Genomic DNA, 21,110 nt, shown 5'->3' with positions numbered 1-21,110 from the left:
GAACGATTAGGTTGGGCGATGCGCGGCATCGAGGTGGCGGAAATGATCGAGGATCAGCGACAGCGTCGTCCACAGCACGCGTTCGGTATCCGCCTGCAGCGTGGGTGCGGGCAGACCGAGCGTGTCGGCCAGCGCGTGCGTGCGGTCGCGATCGAGCAGCGCCGTGAGATCCATCGCCGGGGCGAGGCGCCCGCGCTTGGGGCCGTGCACGAGACGGTCCGGCAGGTTCAGGCGCGCGCCGAGATCGCGCAGGCATTGCTTGTCCGGATCGGGCGCGATGCTCGTCAGATGCGCGACGACGGCATCGTCGACGAACGGCGGATGCAGGTCGACCGACGCCGCATCGAACAGCGCATGGCACAGCGGCAGATAGTTGGCCGACTGATCGCGGCGCAGCACCTGGTCCGCGCCGTCGCCGGTGATGGCCACCTCGACGCCGTCCGCGGCCATCGCCTCGGCGAGCAGCAGTTTCGCGACCGGATGCAGGTTGAACATCGGCTCCTCGACCGCATGCGTCGTTCTCGGCAACGCCGCGACGAAATCGGCCTCGTTCACGCGCACGATCTTCACGTTCGCCCGCATCTGCGCGGCCAGTTCGAGTGCCGCATCGCGTTCGCAATAGTCAGGCATGTCGGTCACGAGAACGTAGGACGTCACGTGCCGCTGCGCGCCGAGTTCGCGCAGCAACGCGAGCAGCAGCGCCGAATCGAGCCCGCCGCTCAGCGCCAGCGCAACCCGCTTGCCGCTGTCGAGCGCACGCTGCAGCGACGCGCGCAGCACGGTTTCCAGATCGGCGTGCCGCGGCTGCGCGGGTGCCGGCTGCACGATCAGCCCCTGCGGCGAACGGATCAGCGCATGACCGGGCGGCACCGCGCGCACGTCGCGCAACACGGTGCGGCCGACCAGCCGCTCGCCGCTCAGGTAACCCGCGATCGCCGCCGCATCCGGCTCGCCGGCCAGTTGCCCCGACGCGTGCAGGACGGCCCGGATGCCGGACGCCGCCGCACCGCTGCGCGGGTGGTAGTGAAGCCGGTCGAAGCCGAACGGGTCGCGCGTGCCGACGATCATGGATAACGAGCCTTCAAGGAGTCCACTTCAATGCGTTTGAGGATGCGATGCGGCGCCACCGGCGCGCTGCCGCCCTGGCAATGCAGGCACGCTTCGAGCGGCGCCTCGCGTTGCAGATAGGCGAGCATCGCGTCGAGCATGCCGGCGGCGTCGCGCAGCGGCAGGCCGTCGGACCGAAAATCCTTCTCGCCCTTGTAGAGCGTATGGAAATGCGCCGGACGCGTGCACGTGTAGAACATGCCGTCGCGAATCATATGGCAGCGCTCGCGGATCCAGCAATCGTGATAAAGGCGCTGCGCTTCGTCTCGATCGGTGCCGGGCTGCGCGCGGTTCATCGTCGTGAACACGTCCTGCACCTTCCAGTTCAGGCGCACGTCGAAGCGCGCGGCCTGGCGCTCGATGTGCGCGACCAGGTCGGACGACAGCGCCGGCTTCGGATAGCGCGAGATCGTCAGCGCATCCACCGCCTGCCAGAACGCATCGGTCATCTCGCCGAGCTTCAGGCCGTTCGTCGTGACGGAGATCACGGGCGCGATGCCGGTGGCGCGCACGCGCTGGACGAGTTCGACGAGCGTCGGATGCAGCAGCGGCTCGCCGCCGACCAGCTTGAACATGCGCGGGCGCAACACCTTCGCGGCGCGGCGCAGATCGGCCTCGATCGATTCGGGGCTCGCATACCACTCGGGCAGCAGCGGCGACAGCGAGCAACATTCCGCGCAGGTCAGGTTGCAGTGATCGACGATATGCGCTTCCAGCGAGCGCGTCAGCACGCGCCCGTCTTCGACGCGGTAATCGCGATCCAGCGGCGGCGGAAACACATGCTGCCGCTCGGTGGGCGGCGTCGGATTCGGCATCCGGTTCAGCTTCGCATTCACATCAGCGTCCTCTTTCCACACAACGGGAAAAGAAATCGACCAGACGGTCGCGCGCATCCACCATCGCAGAGGCCATCGTCACCGCGCCGTTCAGATGCGATGCAAAGCGCGACGGTTCGTCGAGCCAGCCTTGCACGATCCAGAGCTTGAGCGCGTGCTGCACGCACGCGGCATCGACCGCCCACGCAATGCGCGCGGGATCGACCGGCCGGGTCCGCCGATAGGCCAGCACGAACGCTTCCGCCAGATGCGGTGCCTCCAGCGGCAGATGGTTCAGGCAACGCACCAGTTCGTATTCACGCGGCGCGCCGATCGACGCTTCCCAGTCGAGGATGAGCGGCGGCAGCGTGCCCGTGAACAGATAGTTGAACTGGTTGTAGTCATTGTGGATCGGATGCTGCGGATCGTCGGCGGGAAACGCATCGATGCTGCCCGGATAGTAGCGGTCGAGCATGCGCAACGCGAGATCGACGTAGCGGCGCAGGTCGTCGGCGGCGTGGTTCTCGCGTGCGCGATCGAGTGCGTCGTGCAGGCTGCGGCGCACTGCGTCCGCGTCGATCGCGATCAGCCGTGCGCGGATCGTGTCGAGCTGCGGCAAATGAAGGCGCTCGAGACTCAGATGCAACGCGGCCAGACTCGCCCCGAGCGCATCCCATTCGGCCGGCGAAAATGTGTCGTAGGTTCTGAACCGGCCGGTTTCCCAGCGCGTCAGCATCGCGTGCGAGCCGTGGCCCGTCCACAGCGATGCGCCCGACGTCGTACGTTTCAGCGCCTGCACACGGAAGCGCGCATCGCCGTGCCTCTCGAAGTGCGCGAGCACGGCCGCTTCCTTGGCCGCACGCGCATGATGTTCGAGCGCATAGAGCTTGACCGCTACGCCGCCGTCATCGGTCGGCAGGTGCCACACGCGCTCGCCGGCCTGGCGCGGCTGCCCGATGCGGCCCAGCGCATAGGCCGCGCGGATCTCGTCGAAGGTCGCGGCGAGCGAGTCCATTCAGATGTGCTCGGCCGGGCCGTATCGATACGGATGACCGCTCAGGAACGTGTTGTGTCCGACGTAGCGCACCTTGTACATCGCCGGACGAAACAGCACCGAGGGATCGTTGTTCGCGATGCCGAGCAGCGGATACAGGTCCTGCCGCACGAAGAACGCGTTGTTGCCCATGTCGTCGCAACAGACGAGCTCATAGCCCTTCTGCCTGCCGAGATGAACGAGCGATTCGAGGCTCGCACCGTAATAGGTCGAGCCGTCCCATTCGTGGTCCGGGTTGAAGCACATGACCCAGCGCTCGGGCGGCGTGTAGTACGGGTTGTATTCGATCACGACGATACGCGGCTGGAATGCCCGCAGGCCGCGCCAGACCCAGTAGTCGTTGCCGTCGATGTCGATCGACAGCAGGTCGAAATCGGCTGGCGTGTTCGCATCGGCGAGCAACGTGTCGATCGTGTCGGGCTGGATGCGGTCGTGGTGCAAGCGAACGCGGTCCACCCCCGCGTAGTGGGCGGCCAGCTTGCCGAAGCGGTACGCACTCCCTTCCACCAGCACGCCGGACCAATCCCGTTCGCGCAGCAGCCGCGCGGTGTTGCTGTTGCGTAGCCCGTCGCTCGCGCCGATGTCGACGCAGAAGCGGTTGGTCGGCGCGATCCGCTCCATCAGGCGCGACAGGATGCCTTCCTCGGTGCCCTGGGCATAGAGGCTTGGCGCAAGGCCGGATAGATCGAGCGGGAGAGGATGGTCCTGCATCGAGGGGGGCTCCGGGTCGGATTTGAGGGCGGTATTCGGAGCGTAATTTACCCGAAGTCGATTGAGGAGAGGAAACGGGAATGTGCGACACCCCCGCGCTTCACCGGCACGGAAATGAAAAAGCCCGCATCGACAATACTGTCGATGCGGGCCCGATGCGCCTGTCGCGGCTTCGCGCTGCTATACGCTCCGGCTTCGTACCACCGCCGGACCGCAACACATGAACGGCAGCGTCAGGACAATTACTCCTGCCCCTGACTCGTCAGGAACTCCTCGTAATTGCCGCCGAAGTCGAACAGCGTGCCATCCGTACGCACTTCGATGATCCGGTTCGCCAGCCCGCTCACGAATTCGCGGTCGTGCGACACGAAGATCAGCGTGCCTTCGAACTGCTCGAGCGCGATCTGCAGCGACTCGATCGATTCCATGTCCATGTGGTTGGTCGGCTCGTCCATCAGCAGCACGTTGTGGCGGCCGAGCATCAGCTTGCCCCAGATCATGCGGCCCTTCTCGCCGCCCGACAGCACCTTCACCGACTTCCTGATGTCGTCCGACGAGAACAGCAGGCGGCCCAGCGTGCCGCGCACCATCGTTTCGTCGTCGCCGTCCTTGCGGTACTGGTCGATCCAGTCCATCAGCGTGATGTCGTTCGGGAACTCCTCGTACGTGTCCTGCGGCATGTAGCCGACATTTGCGTTCTCGGACCACTTCACCGTGCCGTGATCGAGCGTGAGCGCGCCGAGCAGCGAACGCAGCAGCGTCGTCTTGCCCGCGCCGTTCTCGCCGATGATCGCGATCCGCTCGCCCGGCTGAACCGACAGGTTGAAGTTCTGGAAGATCGTGCGTTCGTACTTCTTCGTGATCTCTTCCGCCACCACCGCGACGTTGTGCAGCTTCTTCTCGAACTCGAAGCGGATGAACGGGTTCTGGCGCGACGACGGCTTGAATTCCTCGATCTTGATCTTGTCGATCTGCTTCGCACGGCTCGTCGCCTGGCGGGCCTTCGACTTGTTCGCCGAGAAGCGGCGCACGAAGTCCTGCAGTTCCGCGACACGCTCCTTCGCACGCGTGTTCGCCGCGGCCTGGCGCTCGCGCGCCTGTGCCGATGCGAGCATGTAGTCGTCATAGTTGCCCGGCCAGACCTTCAGCGTGCCGAAGTCCATGTCGGCCATGTGCGTGCACACCGAGTTCAGGAAGTGACGATCGTGCGAAATGATGATCATCGTCGAGTTGTACTCGTTGAGCGTCTGCTCGAGCCAACGAATCGAGTTGATGTCGAGGTTGTTGGTCGGTTCGTCGAGCAGCAGCACGTCCGGCTTCGAAAACAGCGCCTGTGCGAGCAGCACGCGCAGCTTCCAGCCCGGCGCGACCTCGCTCATCGTGCCGTTGTGGAATTTTTCCTCGATGCCGATGCCGAGCAGCAGCGCACCCGCGCGCGCCTCGGCATCGTAGCCGCCGTATTCGGCGAACTTGCCTTCGAGCTCGGCGGCGTGCATGTAGTCGTCGTCGGTGGCTTCCGGGTTCGCGTAGATCGCGTCACGCTCGGTCATGGCGGCCCACATTTCGGTGTGGCCCATCATCACGACGTCGAGCACGCGCACGTCTTCGTACGCGAACTGGTCCTGGCGCAGCTTGCCGAGACGCACGTTCGGCTCCAGCGCGACGTTGCCGGCGCTCGGCTCGAGGTCGCCGCCGAGGATCTTCATGAACGTCGACTTGCCACAGCCGTTCGCGCCGATCAGACCATAGCGGTTGCCCTCGCCGAATTTGACCGAGATATTCTCGAACAAGGGCTTCGGCCCGAATTGCATCGTGATGTTGGCAGTAGAAAGCACGGCAGGTCCCGTTAAAGGAGAAATCGACGGAAAACCGTGTATTTTAGCAGGTGTCGGAGAAACTGCCGACCACGCCGTTCCGGCAGCGCATTTCCAGCCCCTGGCCGCCGCCCGACCGGCCCGCCAACACGACGGCACGCGCCCCACCGCCGTCTCACCGGAATCCCGCATGCTTGCCAGCCAGCTTCGCGAACAACTCGTCGGCGCATGGCGCCTCGTGTCCTACGAAATCCGCCCGCGCGACGGCAGCGCGGTCACCTACCCGCTCGGCCGCGACGCATGCGGCTGGATCCTGTACACACCGGACGGCTACATGTCCGCCCAGCTGATGGCCGCCGGCCGGCCGCCCTACGCGGACGGCGACCTGCAGGGCGGCACCGCCGACGAGCGCGCGACGGCCGCCGGCGGTTACATCGCCTATTCCGGCCCCTTTCAAGTTGCCGACGACGGCACGCTGACCCACGAAATGGACGTCAGCCTGTTCCCGAACTGGATCGGCAACGTCCAGCAGCGCGCCGTCAGGCTCGACGGCGATCGCCTGCAGCTCGGCACCGCCGCTCCGGTACGGATCGACGGCCGGGAAGTCGACGCGGTGCTGCTGTGGGAGCGCGCAGGCCGCTGACGCGCGTCACTTGCCGGCCTTCGCCGCCGCCCGCTGCGCCGCCTTCGCATTCATCTGACCGAACAGCTCCGAGCACGGCACGTCGCGATTGTTGCTCGGCGCGATCAGCGGAATCAAGGCCGCGAACGGGTTGATCAGCCCGAGGCCGACCATCGCGCCGGCGCGCAGCGCAAGCGCGCCTGCATCGACGCCGACGTCCGGGTTCTTGAACGTGCCCTTCGCGTACAGCGGCGAGCGCAGCGAGAAGATCCGGAAACCCTTCGTGTGCGGATGGATCTTCAGGTTCAGCGTTTCGTCGCGCAGGCTGATCGGGCCGTCGACGTTGATCAGCGCGTCGTCCGTATCGAGCGCGAATACCTTCGGGTCGAGAATGCCGTTGGTCGCGACGAAGTCGACCGCCGCGCAGTTGATCTTCACGTCGTTGTTGCCGAACAGCTTCTCGTAGACGACGTTCGCGACGTTCAGCCCCGCCGCTTCCATCAGCAGGCGGCTGATGCGGCCATCCGTCACGAGCGCCTTCACCTCACCGGTCGACGTGGCGGCCAGCGCAGCCGGCGAGTTGCCGGTCGCCGACAGCGACGCATCGCCGTTGATCTCGCCGAGCGCCGACTGCATGACCTTCTGCGCCGGGAACAACTGCTTGAGCTTCAGGTGCCGCGCAGCCACCGTGAAGCGCCCCTTGAGCGGCGCGCCGCTGCCGTCGAGATGCGCGGTCGTGGCGAGCGTGCCGCCCGCGACGCCGAACTGCAGCGGCTCGAGCGACAGCACGCCGTCCGTCATCACGATGTGCGTGTACAGGTTGGTGATCGGCAGGTCCGAACTCTTGACCAGCTTGCGCCCCGTGAACTTGACGTCCGCATCCAGCGCACGCCAGCGGTCCGTGCGGAACGTCTCGACCGGCAGCACGCGGCCCGGCGGCTGTTTCGTCGTGTCACCACGCTTGGCCTTGCTCGCGGCCGTATCCGCGCCGATCACCGGAGCGAGATCGGAGAACTGCAGCAGGTTCGACACGAGCTCGCCCGACAGCTTCGGCCGCGACTCGCGCTGCTCGTAGGCGAGCGTGCCGCCGAGATCGCTGCCACCGACGCGGCCGTTGAAGTTCTCGTAACGGAAGGTGCTGGCCTTGCGCTTGAAGTTGCCGATCAGCCGGCCTTCGGTCGCGTAAGGCGGCGTATCGGGCAGCGTGATGCCGGTCAGCTGGTAAAGGTGCGACATCGACGTGCCCTGCAGCCACAGTCGCAGGTCGATGGCCGCGAGATGCATCGGATCGGTCAGCGTGCCGACGATCGCAAGCCGCGTGTCGCCCGCCTTCACGTCGGCCTGCAACGGGAACGGCCGCGACGCGTCCTGGATCGCGAGCACGCCGCCCAGCTTGCCGGTGCCGCTGATCGGCACGTTCTTGTAGCGGCCGTCGACCTTCAGCCCGAACGCATAGGTCGGGCCGGACGGCTTCGCGGGCGCCGCGACGCTGCTTGCGGCAGACGCGGCAGCAGCAGCCGATGCCGAAGCTGTGGACGAGGAAGACGAAGCCGCCGCCACGGCAGACCCGGCCGAAACACCCGTGGCCGGCGCCGCACTCGAAGCCTGCGCGGCGGAAGCACTCGACGCGGCCTCTGCGTTGGCCTTCGCGCTCAACTGCGCGGCGCCATGCTTGCCGACACGCTGCGCCGATGCCGCGCGCGATGTCTGCTCCTGCTCCTTCAGCACGTCGCCGAGCGGAATCGGCTGCCCGAGCGTATCGATCGCGACGGTCAGGTCGGCCTTCGTGATCGCGTCGCGGTACGTGACGGTGCCCTTCGCGAAGCCGAAGCTGTCGAGCCGCACCTTCCACGGCGACGGCTGCGACGATTGCTTGAACTGGAAGGTCCACGTGTTGCGGCCGTCGGCAAGCCGCTCGAGGTCGACGGCCGGATTCACGACGTCGATCGACGGGATCACGATTTCATGCGCGAGCAGCGGCAGGATCGCGAGATCGAAGTGCGCGGCATCGAGCGTGACGAACTTGGGCATCTTCGCCCAGTCGGGGTTGCCGATCTCGAGCTGCGTAGCCGTGAAGCTTGGCCAGGGCACCCATGCGCGCCAGCCGGTTTCGCCGTCGGGGCGGCGCCAGCCGACCTTCAGGTCGCCGTTGATCGCGAACGGGCGGCCGAGTGCGGCCGTGACCTGCTCGTTGACCCACGGCTTCGCGCGGTTCCAGTCGAAGATAAAGAGAAAGACGCCGGCCGCCGCGATGAGCACCGCGACGATACCGACGATCCATGCAGCCGATTTGCCGATGGCTCGGGCTAGCGTCATGGCGGTTCCGTTGTTGTTCTGAAATGTTGCCGCGCCATGCCGGGCCGCTTGCGTGGACGAACGGCGCACGACACCCGCGGCTTTTCAATCGGTATTATGACGCACGCCATGGTGACGTTTCGGCGCCATTAACGCTTTTTTTCATTTGTGACATGACAGCCCCCACCGGCCTCATCGATGCAGAGCGCATCACGCGGCGGGACGCCAGCAGCGGCAAGACCCTGCTCGCGCCGACCGATTTCAGCCTCGCAGCGGGATCGCGAATTGCTATCACCGGGCCGTCCGGGTCGGGCAAGAGCGTGCTGCTGCGCGCACTCGCGCTGCTCGATCCGCTCGACGGCGGCCACATCCTGTGGCGCGGCAAACGGATCCGGCGCACTGCGATCCCGCGTTACCGGCGCAGCGTCGCCTACGTGCGCCAGCGCCCCGCCCAGATGGACGGCACCGTCGAAGCGCAGTTGCGCTATCCATACTCGCTCGCGATCTATCGCGACGCTGCGTTCGACCGCGCGCGCGCCGAAGCGCTCGCCGCGCAGGCCGGCCGCGGCCCCGACTTTCTCGACAAGCGCGCGAGCGACCTGTCCGGCGGCGAAGCGCAGATCACCGCGCTGCTGCGCGTGCTGCAGCTCGATCCCGACGTGCTGCTGCTCGACGAGCCGACCTCCGCGCTCGACCCCGAATCGGCACGCGCGATCGAGGCGCTCGTCGGCGCGTGGTTCGACGCGGCGCCCGACGCCCGCGCGTACATGTGGATCTCGCACGATCCGGCCCAGGCCGCGCGGATCGGCACGATGCGGCTCGTGATGCAGGCCGGCGTGATGCACGCGGCCAACCCGACGGAGGCCACGCAATGAGCCCCGCACTGCAGGACCTGAGCCTCGTCGACGTCGGCATCGCCGCCGCGCTCGTCGCGGTCAACGGCGCGATCTCGATGGCCCTGTCGCTCGGCCTCGGCCGCAAGCTCGCGCTCGCGGCCGTGCGCACCGTCGTGCAGTTGCTCGCGATCGGCTACGTGCTCGGCTGGGTGTTCGGTCATCCTCACTGGTATATCGTGCTGCCGCTCACCGCGCTGATGACGCTGATCGCCGGGTTCGCCGGCGCGGGGCGCGGCAAGCGCACGTATCGCGGCCAGCGCATCGACAGCATCGCGTCGATCTGGTTCAGCAGCTGGTTCGTCGCGGCGGTCGGCCTGTTCGTCGTGATCCGCATCCACCCCTGGTATGCGCCGCAATACGCGATTCCGATCCTCGGGATGATTCTCGGCAATACGCTCACGGGCGTGTCGCTCGGTGTCGAGCGGATGATGGAAGAACTCACGGCGCGCCGAGACCGCGTCGAAACCGCGCTGGCGCTCGGCGCGACGCGCTGGGAAGCCGCGCAGGACGCTGCACGCCAGGCCGTGCGCGCCGGCATGCTGCCGACGCTGAACCAGATGGCCGTCGTCGGCGTCGTGAGCCTGCCGGGGATGATGACGGGCCAGGTGCTGGCCGGCCAGTCGCCGCTGCAGGCCGTGCGCTACCAGATCGTGATCATGTTCCTGATCGCCGCGGCCTCCGCGCTCGGCACGGTCGGCGCGGTGCTGATGACCTATCGCCGGCTGTTCTCGGCCGATCACCGCTTCCTCGCCGCGCGGCTCGAAGAACGCGCGCACTGACACGCGGCGCGCTCGCGCGATACGTTCGCGCGGTTCGCCGGTCAGCGCGCGCTGCGGCGCTTGCCGAGCGCCTGCCGCAACGCAGCCGGGATGTCCGCGTCCGGCGCGAGCCCGTCGACCGACGCGACGAGCCTTACCGCACGCGGCGTCGTCACATAGGCCTGCGCGCCGACATAGCCGCCGCTGCCGGCCGAGCGCATCGTCACGACGAGCGCCTGCGGCGCACGTGCACCGAGGTCGGCCGTGAATGCATCGGTGACCGTACCGTCACGCGCATGCAGCGTGCCTGTCACGTAATCGTCGGTATCGAAGCCGGGGGCGGCATGCGCGGTCGAATACACGCGCACCGCGTAGCTGCCGGTCGAGCACGGTTCGAGCGCGCCGCTCGACACGACCGCCACCTGCTGCCGCGACGGCAGCTCGACTTTCTTCACGAAACCGCAGTCGTCGGCCGCGTGCGCGTGCGCGGCGACGAACGCAAGGGCACACAGCAGCGCGCGCATTCGGTATTTCATCGGGATGTCGTGACCGGAAGGTGATGATGCGGGCGAGCATAGCGTGACATTCGCGTGACGTCACGCAGGCCGCTTTGCGATGCTGTCGCACGGCGAGCGACGAACGGCTGCCATGCCGTTGAAGCAGGTCGCGAGAAAGCATCGTGACGGCGACACGAAGCGGTCACGTGTCGCCGCGTGGTACCGCAAATCGAATCCGTTGCGCGCGCACCTGGTCCGACGCCGGCCCGCGCGTACCGTTCAACGCTTGATCGACACCGTCACCTTCGTGCCATCGCTCATCGTGACGGATTTCGACCCGCCGTTGGTCGGGATCGACACCCACTTCACCTGGCTCACCGACACGACGTCCGGGCACTGCAGCGACTTGCCCCCGGCCGTCACGTTGCGCGTGCCCTTCGGCGCGGCTGCCTGGAAGCTCAACTGCACGTTGGCGATCCCCTTCGCGTCGATCGACGGCGCGAGCCGCACCTGGGTCTGGCGCACCATCGCGCCGTTCTCGTCGCGCGGCAGGCTGTCGGCATTCGGGCAACCGTCCGGCATCGCGACCGCCCCGCTCGGCGGCACCGACTTCCAGTTGAAGTCGTCCGTCTCGCCCGAGCGGATCTTGCGGGTCTCCTGCGTATTGCCGAAGGTCTTCGAGTCGACCTTGACGGTGTATTCGAGCTGTCCGGTCCCGCCGCCCTTCAGGCTGCCCTTGACCGGCGGCGCCGCGAATACGCTCGCGCTGACGCACGCCGCCACGAACACGACCGACCACGATGCGGCGACTGACAAGCTGCGTTGGCTCATGCTGACCTCCTTGGTATGCGGCGGCACGCGCGTGCCGCGCGGTTTTCGATGCATGATGCGCTGCCAGTCTACCGCCAAGCGGCATGCAATGCGCCGCAAACGCATCGGGTGTTACCCCGCTTGCGTTCGCGGCGCCGCAACCTTACGCGCGATGCCGGCTCAGAAGCCGCTCAGCACGAGCTTGCCGATCGAGCGCCCGGCCTCGAGCAACTGGTGCGCGCGCCGCACGTTCGCGGCGTTGATCGTGCCGAGCTGCTCGCCGACCGTGGTGCGCAGCGTGCCGCCGTCGACGAGCCGCGCGACTTCGCCGAGGATGCGGTGCTGTTCGATCATGTCCGGCGTCTCGAACATCGCGCGCGTGAACATGAATTCCCAGTGAAACGCGGCACTCTTCGCCTTCAGCAATTCGACCGGCACCGGCTTGTCGTTCTCGACGATCGTGCAAATGCCGCCCTGCGGCCGGATTACCTCCGCAGCGGCAGGAAAGTGACGATCCGTGTCGTTGAAAATCAGCACGTAGTCGACGTTCGGATGCCCGGCCTCGCGCAGCTGCGCAGGCAGGTCGCCGAAATGGTCGACCACCGCGTCCGCGCCCAGCGAGCGCACCCACTCGGCCGACGCCGGCCGAGATGCGGTCGCGATCACGTGCAGTTTGCCGAGCGTCTTCGCGAGCTGGATCGCGATCGAGCCCACGCCACCCGCGCCGCCGATGATCAGCACCGACTTGCCGGCGTCCGCGCCCTGCGGCGAGACACGCAGCCGGTCGAACAGCGCTTCCCATGCGGTCAGCGCGGTGAGCGGCAGTGCGGCGGATGCGGCGAAATCGAGCGTGCGCGGCTTCAGCGCGGCGATCCGCTCGTCGACCGTATGGAATTCGCTGTTCGCGCCCGGCCGCGTGATGCTGCCCGCGTAGAACACTTCGTCGCCGGGCCGGAACAGCGTGACGTCGGCGCCGACCGCGACCACCGTGCCGGCTGCGTCCCAGCCGAGCACACGCGGCGTGTCCTCGACCTGCGGCTTCGGCGCGCGCACCTTGAAGTCCACCGGGTTCACGGAAATCGCCTCGACCTTCACGAGCAGGTCGCGCGGGCCCGGCACGGGCTGCGGCAGCTCCACGTCCAGCAGGGCTTGCGGGTCGTCGATCGGCAGATAACGGGTCAGTCCAACGGCTTTCATCACGACACTCCTTCAGGAAATCCTGTGGGCCGCGGCGCAGCCCCATGAACGTCATCGTAGGCAACCCGATCCTTCGAGAAAAGCGCTATATTTCCTGAAACATTTTCAGGAATTTCAGAATAATGACGTCCGACCCGATTCCGGCCCCCGACAAGCCGCTCGACCTGCTCGACGTCGCGCTGTTCGTGCGCGCGGCGCTGCTCGCGAACGTCACCGCGGCCGGCCGTGAATTCGGCGTGTCGGCCGCGGTCGCAAGCGCGCGCATCGCGCAGCTCGAACGCCAGCTCGGCGCGCGGCTGCTGCACCGCACCACGCGCCGCATCAGCCTCACGCAGGACGGCGAAGTCTTCATGGCGCACGCCGACACGCTGCTGTCGGCCGCCGATGCCGCGCGCGCGTCGGTCGGCCACGGCCGCACCGAGCCGTACGGGCGGCTGAAGGTGTCGATGTCGTCGTCGTTCGGCCGCCAGCATGTCGCGCCGGTGATTCCCGCGTTCCTGCGCCGCTATCCGTCCGTGTCGCTCGACCTGCGGCTGTCGGACGAGATCGTCGACCTCGTCGACGACGGCTACGACGTCGCAATCCGCCTCGGCGCGCTGAAGGATTCGACGCTCGTCGCGCGCAAGCTCGCCACGAACCGCCGCGTGCTGTGCTGCTCGCCCGCGTATCTCGCCGAACACGGCACGCCGCGCCATCCGGCCGACCTCGCGCACCACGAATGCGTGATCCTCGGCGACCAGCGCGACTGGTCGTTCGCCACGCCGCAAGGCCCGCTCACCGTGCGGGTGGGCGGCCGGCTCGTCGCGAGCAACGGCGAGGCGATCCGCGAAGCGCTCGTCGACGGCTTCGGGATCGCGATCAAGTCGACCTGGGACGTCGGCCCGCTGCTCGCGAGCGGCGCGCTCGTCACGGTGCTCGACGACTATCCGTTCGCGGAAGACATCGCGATCTGGGCCGTCTACCCGAGCCGCGCGCACGTGCCGCTGAAGACGCTCGCCTTCATCGCGTTCCTGGCCGCGCATTTCGGCGATCCGCCGTACTGGGATCGCGCGGACGGGCAATGACCGCCGCGCCGCACGCGGTTTCGATCCGCCCCTGACCGCCGCGTGCGGCCAACCGGCTACAATGGCGCGTTCGCCACGCAAGGGCCCGACGCCGGACGGGGCCCGCATCGGCAGGCGGCTGCCCGTTGGCCGCCTACGCATTTCATTCGCTTCCCAACCATCCCGTCATGACCCACAACCTCGTCATCCAGAGTCTTGCGCCGCTGTCGGACGCCCATCACACCCCGCTGCTCGCGCTGTCGCGCGGTACCCGCATCGTGCAGACCGACGATCATGCGCTGCGGATCGACAACGCGAACCCGGCGCAGCGCCTCGACATCGATGCTTACTGCGGCACGCACGCGCTCGACTTCGCATTCGTCGAGGCCGGCCTCTCGCTCGGCGATTTCGGGCTCGCCGTGATGGACATGGATTCGACGCTGATCACGATCGAGTGCATCGACGAAATCGCCGATTTCTGCGGGCTGAAAACGCAGGTCGCCGAGATCACCGAAGCGTCGATGCGCGGCGAGATCCGCGACTTCAACGAAAGCCTCACGCGCCGGGTCGCCCTGCTGGCCGGACTCGACGCGCATGCGCTGGAACGCGTGTACGAGGAGCGGCTGCAACTGTCGCCGGGTGCCGAGAAGATGCTCGCCGGCGTAAAGGCCGCCGGCATGAAGACGCTGCTCGTATCGGGCGGCTTCACGTTCTTCACCGAACGGCTGAAGGCCCGCCTCGGCCTCGACTACGCGCATGCGAACACGCTCGAGATCGTCGACGGCAAGCTGACCGGCAAGGTGCTCGGCGAGATCGTCAACGCCGACGTGAAGGCGCGCCTGCTGCGCGAGACGTGCGCGTCGCTCGGCCTCGAGCCGAGCCGTGCGATCGCGATGGGAGACGGGTCGAACGACCTGAAGATGATGGCCGAGGCCGGGCTGTCGGTCGCATACCACGCGAAGCCCGTCGTGCGCGATGCGGCGACGGTCGCGTTCGATCACGTCGGCCTCGACGGGCTGCTGCGGCTGTTCTGATCCCGCGGAATCCGAAATGAAAAACGCCGGCGCGATCCAACATCGCGCCGGCGTTTTGTTTTTCCGAAGGCCGTGATCGGCTGGCGATCAGCCCAGTGCGGCCTGCATCGCGCGCTCGATGTCCGCGCGCAGGTCGGCTTCGTCTTCCAGGCCGACATAGAAACGCACCAGCGTGCCGCGATGCGCCCAGTCCGGACGCATCGACGCGACGTCGTAAGGCATCGCGAGGCTGCACGCGCCGCCCCAGCTCCAGCCGATTGCGAACAGCTCGAGCGACTCGACGAAGCGGTCGACCTGCTCCGCGCTGTAGCGTTCGTCGAACACCACCGAGAACAACCCGCCCGCGCCGGTGAAGTCGCGCATGAACGACGCGTGCCCCGGGCAATCGGCGATCTGCGGGTGCAATACCGCCGCGATCTCCGGCCGCGCCTTCAGCCATTGCGCGAGCGCAAGCGCGCTCTTGCTGTGCGCGTCGAAACGCACCTGCATGCTCGGCAGGCTGCGCAGCACGAGCGAGCAATCGTCGACCGACACGCCGACGCCGCAGCGCATCCGCGCGAGCTTCAGCTTCGCGTGCAGTTCCGCATTCACGGTGATCGTCGCGCCCATCAGCACGTCGCTGCCGCCCGACTGGTATTTGGTCAGCGCCTGCACCGAGATGTCGACGCCATGTTCGAACGGCTTGAACGCGAGCCCGGCCGAAAAGGTGTTGTCGATCGCGGTAACGATGCCGCGCGCCTTCGCGGCCGCCGTGATCGCCTGCACGTCCGGCACTTCCATCGTCACCGAGCCGGGCGCCTCGATCCAGATCAGCCGCGTATTCGGCTGGATCAGGTCGGCGATGCCGGCGCCGATCAGCGGATCGTAGAAGCGCGCGGTGATGCCGAAATCCTTCGCGAGCCAGTTGCCGAAATCGGCGTTCGGCCCGTACACGTTGTGCGGAATCAGCACGTCGTCGCCGGCTTTCACGATCCCGAAGTAGACGTTCATGATCGCCGCGAGACCCGACGGCTGCAGCAGCGCGTGCGAGCCACCCTCGATCTCGGCGAGCCGCTGCGCGAGCGCGAGCGACGTCGGCGTGGCGTGCAGCCCGTAGCGCCATTGGTTGTCGTTGTGCCAGACGAGCGCACGCATCGTCGCGAGATCGGGAAACACGACCGTCGACGCGCGCGCGACCGGCGGCACGAACGAACGGAAGCCTTCCGGGATCACGTCGTCGGGTTGAACGATGCGGGTTTGCAGTGCGCGCTTGGGAGTGGATGCAGTCATGACTGGAAGCCGGGCACGAGGCCGTTCGGTTGCGGAATATGCAGCTAGATTAGCCAAAATCGGCGCAATTGGCCCGGTACAATGCGCGCCGCGCGCACCGAGCCAGCGCGGGTTCAGTCGTCGGTGCGCAGATTGACGATGCCGCCCACCGTCTCGATTTCCTGCACGCGGCCGTCACGCACCTGCAGCGCCGCGCGCTTGCCCGGCGCGAGACGCAGCACGACGGGCTGCGGATCCGACTCGTCCGAATTCATCCGGTCGGCCTTCAGGGCACCTGTCGCGTCGAAGCGGCCGATCCACACGCCCGTGATGTTCGTGCCGTCGTTCGATTCCTCGATTTCCAGCGTGTCGCCGTCGCGATCGCCCGCGAGCAGCACGACCTCGCCCGTATCGGCGAACTGGTATTCGCCGTGCACGCCTTCCTCGTCCGTCTTCGGGCCGAGATGCACGACGATCGGCCGGTCACCGAGCGTGCCTTCGTAGCGCGGCAGGCGGGCGAACTCGGGATTCGGCTTCAGCGGCCGCGCCATTGCCGGTTCATCCTGCTGCGCGCCCGGCGCGACGGCCTGCGCGGCGACGGCGCCCGGCATCGCCGTGCCCGCCGCCAGTGCGCCCGCGACGACGAGCGCCCGTTGCCATTGCGAATATCGACCCACCTTGTGTTGCTCCTTGCTTCAGATTCGCTCGAAAATCGCGGCGATGCCCTGCCCGCCGCCAATGCACATCGTCACGAGCGCATTGCCGTGCCCGGCGTGCGCATGCCGCGTCAGCCCTGCATCAGGCGCTCCACCGCATCGCGGTGCGGAATCGGCGCGACCGCGCCGTAGCCCGTCGTCGACAGCGCCGCCGCGGCGTTCGCATAACGCGCCGCCGCGAACGGATCGTCGCCCGCGACGATCCGCGCGACGAAAGCGCCGCCGAAGCAGTCGCCCGCGCCCGTCGCATCGACAGCCTGAACGGCGAAGCCCGGCACGACGCGCCGCTCGTTCGGCGTCGCCACGTAAGCGCCTTCCTTGCCGAGCTTCAGCGCGACGACCTGCGGCCCGTGTTCGAGCATCGCATCGACGATCGCGTCGCGATCGTTCGCGCCCGTCAGTGCCGTCACGTCGTCCCAGCTGGGCAGGCAGATATCCGTCTGGCGCAGCGCCTCACGCATCACCGCGCGGGCGCGCGGCAGCGGCCACAGCTTCAGGCGCAGGTTCGTGTCGAAGCTGACCTTCGCGCCGTGGCGGCGAGCGTGGTCAGTCGCCGCGAATGCGGCATCGCACGCAGCCGTGCTGATCGCGAGGCTGATGCCCGACAGGTGCACCGCCTTCGCGGCGGCCAGTGCATCGAGCGGCAGATCACCTGTTGCATAGCGGCTCGCAGCCGAGCCCGCACGCAGGTAGTCGAACTGGTGACCATCGGCGCCGTGCGTGACGAAATACACGCCGGTCGGCGCCGTGCGGTCGACGCGCACGTACGTCGTGTCGACGTTTTCCGCGCGCCACATGTCGGCCAGCAGGCGACCGAACGGATCGTCGCCGATCGCCGACACGAAGCCCGTCGATGCGCCCTGGCGCGCCGCGGCGATGCAGAAGTTCGACGTGTCGCCGCCGAAGCCCTGCAGGAATTCAGGCCGGCCCGGCTGCGACTGGTTGAACTCGATCATCGCCTCGCCGAGCGCGAGGATCTCCGGGAATGCGGCGGCCATCGCTTACACCTCGCCCCACAGATCGTGGCCGTCGGCGCCCGTGATCTTCACGGACACGAAATCGCCGACCTTGTAGCGCTTCGATGCCTTCGCCGCCGGCTCGACATAGACGACGCCGTCGATCTCCGGCGCATCGGCCGCCGTACGGCCGATCCCGCCTTCGTCGCTGACTTCGTCGATCAGCACCTTGAGGGTCTTGCCGACCTTGCGCTGGATGCGGTTCGCCGACACTTCCTCGGCGACTTCCATGAAGCGCGCGCGGCGCGCCTCGCGGACTTCATCCGGCAGCGCGCCGTCGAGTTCGTTCGCGGTCGCGCCTTCGACCGGCGAATACGCGAAGCAACCGACGCGATCGAGTTCCGCCTCGCGGATGAAGTCGAGCAGCGTTTCGAACTGCTCTTCCGTCTCGCCGGGGAAGCCCGCGATGAACGTACTGCGGATCGTCAGGTCCGGGCAGATCTCGCGCCACTTCTGCACGCGCTCGAGCACCTTCTCGGCGTTCGCCGGACGCTTCATGCGCTTCAGCACTTCCGGGTGCGCGTGCTGGAACGGCACGTCGAGGTACGGCAGCACGTGGCCCTTGAACGGGCCTTCGGCCATCAGCGGAATCACTTCGTCGACGCTCGGATACGGATACACGTAGTGCAGGCGCACCCATGCGCCGTACTGCGCGGCGAGTTCGCCGAGCGCGGCGACCAGGTCGGTCATGCGCGTCTTGATCGGCTTGCCGTTCCAGAAGCCCGTGCGGTATTTCACGTCGACGCCGTACGCGCTCGTGTCCTGCGAGATCACGAGCAGTTCCTTCACGCCCGACTTGAACAGGTTCTCGGCTTCCAGCATCACTTCCGCGACCGGGCGCGACACGAGGTCGCCGCGCATCGACGGGATGATGCAGAACGTGCATCGGTGGTTGCAACCTTCGGAAATCTTCAGGTATGCGTAGTGGCGCGGCGTAAGCTTGATGCCGGCGGCGGGCACGAGATCGGTGAACGGATCGTGCGGCTTCGGCAGGTGCGAATGCACGGCCTGCATCACTTCGCCCACTGCGTGCGGGCCGGTGACGGCGAGCACCTTCGGGTGGACTTCCTCGATCAGGTTCGAGCCGCTGGCGCTCGACTTCGCGCCGAGACAGCCGGTGACGATCACCTTGCCGTTCTCGGTCAACGCTTCGCCGATCGCGTCGAGGCTTTCCTGCACGGCTTCGTCGATGAAACCGCAGGTGTTCACGACGACGAGGTCGGCACCGTCGTAGGTGCCGGAGATTTCATAACCTTCGGCGCGCAGTTGCGTGATGATCTGTTCGGAGTCGACGAGCGCCTTCGGGCACCCGAGGGATACCATACCTATACGCGGTGCCGGAGCGGGAGCCGGTGAAATTTTCTGAGACATCTGGAGTGTGGGGCGTGGCAGCAAAAGCGAGAGTTTACAGCTATTTACGGTTCAGCGACCCAAAACAAGCAGCCGGCGGCAGCGTCGATCGCCAGCTTGAGTACGCCGCACGTTGGGCGGCCGACAAAGCGATGGAGCTTGATGCGTCCCTATCACTGCGGGACGAAGGGCTGTCGGCATACCATCAGCGCCACGTGCGACAAGGCGCGCTGGGGGTGCTCCTACGCGCCGTCGAGGATGGCCAAGTGCCGGGGGGGTCCGTACTGATCGTTGAGGGTCTGGATCGCTTGAGCCGCGCCGAGCCGAGCCGCTGCAGGCGCAAGCGCAAGCGCAACTCGCCCAGATTGTAAAGCCGGTATCACGGTCGTGACGGCCAGCGACGGCCGCGAGTACAACCGCGAGCGCCTCAAAGCGCGGCCGATGGACCTCGTTTACAGCCTGCTGGGGATGATCCGCGCGCACGAGAAATCGGACACGAAGAGCAAGCGCATGGAGGCGGCGATCCGTCGGCAGTGCCAAGGCTGGATATCCGGCACTTGGCGCGCGCCGATCCGGGTTGGGAAGGACCCGCATTGGGTGCGCGAAATTGAAGCCGGCGGGTTCGAACTGGCCGGTGATCGAGCGGTGGCAGTGCGCCTCGTCATCGAGATGTTCAAGCAGGGGCATGGTGCGGTGCGGATCGTGCGCGAACTCGCCGAGCGCGGGCTCAAGATTACCGACAGAGGCCGCTCAGCAACCAGCCACATCTATCGGCTGCTGGCGAACCGGATGCTGATCGGCGAGAAGGCTGTCGAGGTTGACGGCGAGACGTTCCGCCTCGTCACGGGCGCGTTGCTGGGCGATGATGGTGAGGCTCCGGCAGCCGTTTTGCGACGTGTCCGCGAACTCCCAAACCAGCTCGCTAGCGAACGCCACTACGTCGACTCGTTTGAGCACCATCTGGCCGCGTCGGCATCGAACGTCGCGCCGGCCGCAGCAGACCCCTGGCGTGAACTGGCGAACGGCGTCGAGCAACTTGACTACGACACCCGAATGTTGGCGCGCCAGCTCGTCGCGGACACGTTCTCGACGATCGTCGCCTATCAATCAGGGTTTCAACCGAACAGCGAATCGGATTCGATCGGGCTCACTCTCATCGCGAAGCGCGGCAACACACGTATGTTGATAGTAGATCGCAAGACTGGAGAGTGGCGCGCAGCCGAGGAACACAATCTTGCGGTCAGCGCTAGCAGAAGTTGGCCAGATCTTAAAACTCGGTCAGCCCGCGGATGTTGATCCAGACACCCCAACATGTGTGCTTCGTGACGCGCCCCCATACGCAGCCACGGATTGGTATATTTCCCTAATTTTCGGAAGATATCGATGTCCTGCGGGGCATCGGCAGATTATTCTCGAACACTCAGGTCAATATCTCGGTACCTTCTATTTAGAGAACGAAAATGCCTTGGACACCCCCTACTTTGAACTGCCGTGGTGACGAGAAAAGAAAGGAACATCTGACCAAGTACGACTTCCTTCCTATATCTCGCGCACGGATTGCCGAAGGCGTTACCGTCGACGGGTGTTGTGGTGAACTGACGGACGTACAGGTTGTATTTCTCGCAACGGAAAAAACTGATCCATCGCACCAGTGGGCAATCTCAATGGGCGAACACTGTGCTCATGAGCTGCGGACCTTGATGCAGGCAATTGGTGCTAATCACGCCAATGTGCCGCTGCCGCCGTTGAGCAACCCATTCGTCTCTCCTCCACTGGCTTCCGGAGGAGCGGGTGGCGGAACCGGTGGAGGGACTTCGACCTCCAACGGCAAAACCGTTCCAAAACTCAATCAGGAACTCTACGACGCAGTCAATCTGTGGTTTGCACTCAAGGGCCTCATGCCAAAATATGCGATGTTGAAGGTGCTGACTGAGCTTCAGCAAAATCCGTACACAGAGATTAAGCACACTTACGTTTACGACTTTCTCAAGGTCGTGGCGTCCTGGCACAAATCATTTGTATTAGCCGGGACTTGATCTGACAGGTAGTCGGGCCGACAAAGAACGAGTCATCAATGGGGGATGAGTTTCTCCTTGGCGAGATCGAGCGAATCGAGGAAAGTGCGCA

21 protein-coding genes are annotated in these 21,110 nt (G+C 66.4%); 8 read left to right on the top strand and 13 right to left on the bottom strand.

Annotated features, from left to right (window positions below):
* Positions 1-6: 6 nt before the first annotated feature.
* The 5 genes from FFS49_RS38280 to FFS49_RS38260 form a co-directional block, all read right to left on the bottom strand.
* A complete protein-coding gene (locus tag FFS49_RS38280; protein WP_105816653.1) occupies positions 7-1,068 on the bottom strand; it encodes an asparagine synthase-related protein in 1,062 nt (353 codons plus the stop codon).
* Entirely contained in the window at positions 1,065-1,943 is an 879-nt protein-coding gene (locus tag FFS49_RS38275; protein WP_105816654.1) for a 4Fe-4S cluster-binding domain-containing protein, read from the bottom strand. The genes FFS49_RS38280 and FFS49_RS38275 overlap by 4 nt, the downstream gene beginning before the upstream one ends.
* Before the next feature lies 1 nt (position 1,944).
* Entirely contained in the window at positions 1,945-2,937 is a 993-nt protein-coding gene (locus FFS49_RS38270; RefSeq protein ID WP_105816655.1) for an aminoglycoside phosphotransferase, read from the bottom strand.
* Positions 2,938-3,687 (bottom strand): FkbM family methyltransferase, encoded by a 750-nt coding sequence (locus FFS49_RS38265; protein WP_039357850.1) that lies wholly within the window; start codon positions 3,685-3,687, stop codon positions 2,938-2,940.
* Between the two features lie 242 nt (positions 3,688-3,929).
* Positions 3,930-5,522 carry an ABC-F family ATPase gene (locus tag FFS49_RS38260; RefSeq protein WP_039357848.1) on the bottom strand — a complete coding sequence of 531 codons (1,593 nt, stop codon included), beginning with the start codon at positions 5,520-5,522 and terminating at the stop codon, positions 3,930-3,932.
* Positions 5,523-5,691: 169 nt separating this feature from the next.
* Between FFS49_RS38260 and FFS49_RS38255 the strand changes: the two genes are divergently transcribed.
* A complete protein-coding gene (locus FFS49_RS38255; RefSeq protein ID WP_105816656.1) occupies positions 5,692-6,144 on the top strand; it encodes a lipocalin-like domain-containing protein in 453 nt (150 codons plus the stop codon).
* A 6-nt stretch (positions 6,145-6,150) separates the two neighbouring features.
* On the opposite strand, the gene FFS49_RS38250 is transcribed toward FFS49_RS38255, so the two are convergent.
* A complete protein-coding gene (locus tag FFS49_RS38250; protein ID WP_105816657.1) occupies positions 6,151-8,439 on the bottom strand; it encodes an AsmA family protein in 2,289 nt (762 codons plus the stop codon).
* Between the two features lie 152 nt (positions 8,440-8,591).
* Here FFS49_RS38250 and FFS49_RS38245 point away from each other — a divergent pair, with 152 nt between their 5' ends.
* Together FFS49_RS38245 and fetB are read left to right on the top strand one after the other, a co-directional pair.
* A complete protein-coding gene (locus tag FFS49_RS38245) occupies positions 8,592-9,293 on the top strand; it encodes an ATP-binding cassette domain-containing protein (RefSeq protein WP_105816658.1) in 702 nt (233 codons plus the stop codon).
* Positions 9,290-10,093: an iron export ABC transporter permease subunit FetB gene (gene fetB / locus FFS49_RS38240; RefSeq protein WP_039357836.1), complete on the top strand. Its 804-nt coding sequence runs from the start codon at positions 9,290-9,292 to the stop codon at positions 10,091-10,093. The genes FFS49_RS38245 and fetB overlap by 4 nt, the downstream gene beginning before the upstream one ends.
* A 41-nt stretch (positions 10,094-10,134) precedes the next feature.
* Here fetB and FFS49_RS38235 read toward each other — a convergent pair whose 3' ends face one another.
* From FFS49_RS38235 to FFS49_RS38225, 3 genes are all read right to left on the bottom strand, one after another.
* A complete protein-coding gene (locus FFS49_RS38235) occupies positions 10,135-10,608 on the bottom strand; it encodes a PliI family lysozyme inhibitor of I-type lysozyme (protein WP_105816659.1) in 474 nt (157 codons plus the stop codon).
* Positions 10,609-10,848: 240 nt separating this feature from the next.
* Positions 10,849-11,400: a DUF6013 family protein gene (locus FFS49_RS38230; protein ID WP_039358009.1), complete on the bottom strand. Its 552-nt coding sequence runs from the start codon at positions 11,398-11,400 to the stop codon at positions 10,849-10,851.
* Between the two features lie 159 nt (positions 11,401-11,559).
* Positions 11,560-12,576 carry a zinc-binding alcohol dehydrogenase family protein gene (locus tag FFS49_RS38225; protein WP_071334565.1) on the bottom strand — a complete coding sequence of 339 codons (1,017 nt, stop codon included), beginning with the start codon at positions 12,574-12,576 and terminating at the stop codon, positions 11,560-11,562.
* A 122-nt stretch (positions 12,577-12,698) separates the two neighbouring features.
* Here FFS49_RS38225 and FFS49_RS38220 point away from each other — a divergent pair, with 122 nt between their 5' ends.
* Together FFS49_RS38220 and serB are read left to right on the top strand one after the other, a co-directional pair.
* Positions 12,699-13,640, top strand: coding sequence for a LysR family transcriptional regulator (locus tag FFS49_RS38220; RefSeq protein ID WP_105816660.1), 942 nt, complete (start codon positions 12,699-12,701; stop codon positions 13,638-13,640).
* 167 nt (positions 13,641-13,807) lie between these two features.
* A complete protein-coding gene (gene serB, locus FFS49_RS38215) occupies positions 13,808-14,653 on the top strand; it encodes a phosphoserine phosphatase SerB (RefSeq protein WP_039358006.1) in 846 nt (281 codons plus the stop codon).
* Between the two features lie 87 nt (positions 14,654-14,740).
* Here the strand turns inward: serB and FFS49_RS38210 are convergent, their stop codons facing one another.
* The 4 genes from FFS49_RS38210 to rimO all read right to left on the bottom strand — a co-directional run bounded on the left by FFS49_RS38210 (position 14,741) and on the right by rimO (position 19,004).
* The gene (locus FFS49_RS38210) at positions 14,741-15,922 is read right to left on the bottom strand and encodes a cystathionine beta-lyase (RefSeq protein WP_105816661.1); all 1,182 of its coding nucleotides are present in this window, start codon (positions 15,920-15,922) and stop codon (positions 14,741-14,743) included.
* 113 nt (positions 15,923-16,035) lie between these two features.
* Complete coding sequence (locus FFS49_RS38205; protein WP_105816662.1) at positions 16,036-16,578, bottom strand: hypothetical protein; 543 nt, start codon at positions 16,576-16,578, stop codon at positions 16,036-16,038.
* 110 nt (positions 16,579-16,688) lie between these two features.
* Positions 16,689-17,615, bottom strand: coding sequence for a sugar kinase (locus tag FFS49_RS38200; RefSeq protein ID WP_105816663.1), 927 nt, complete (start codon positions 17,613-17,615; stop codon positions 16,689-16,691).
* Positions 17,616-17,618: 3 nt separating this feature from the next.
* On the bottom strand, positions 17,619-19,004 hold the full coding sequence (gene rimO / locus FFS49_RS38195) for a 30S ribosomal protein S12 methylthiotransferase RimO (protein ID WP_105816664.1): 1,386 nt from the start codon (positions 19,002-19,004) through the stop codon (positions 17,619-17,621).
* On the opposite strand from rimO, the gene FFS49_RS43080 reads away from it, so the two are divergent.
* From FFS49_RS43080 to FFS49_RS38185, 3 genes are all read left to right on the top strand, one after another.
* On the top strand, positions 18,986-19,354 hold the full coding sequence (locus tag FFS49_RS43080; protein WP_308728035.1) for a recombinase family protein: 369 nt from the start codon (positions 18,986-18,988) through the stop codon (positions 19,352-19,354). The genes rimO and FFS49_RS43080 overlap by 19 nt on opposite strands.
* A 16-nt stretch (positions 19,355-19,370) precedes the next feature.
* Positions 19,371-20,279, top strand: coding sequence for a recombinase family protein (locus FFS49_RS38190; protein ID WP_308728036.1), 909 nt, complete (start codon positions 19,371-19,373; stop codon positions 20,277-20,279).
* A gap of 164 nt (positions 20,280-20,443) precedes the next feature.
* Complete coding sequence (locus tag FFS49_RS38185; protein ID WP_137909937.1) at positions 20,444-21,019, top strand: hypothetical protein; 576 nt, start codon at positions 20,444-20,446, stop codon at positions 21,017-21,019.
* The last annotated feature ends 91 nt before the right edge of the window (positions 21,020-21,110 follow it).

Origin of the sequence: Burkholderia sp. 4NA327C6 (genome assembly GCF_005502655.1) — a bacterium.
In the GTDB taxonomy this organism is placed as follows: Bacteria; Pseudomonadota; Gammaproteobacteria; order Burkholderiales; family Burkholderiaceae; genus Burkholderia; species Burkholderia contaminans.
The sequence above is the reverse complement of the archived record's forward strand: the minus strand, read 5'-3'. Positions and strand labels throughout refer to the sequence as shown.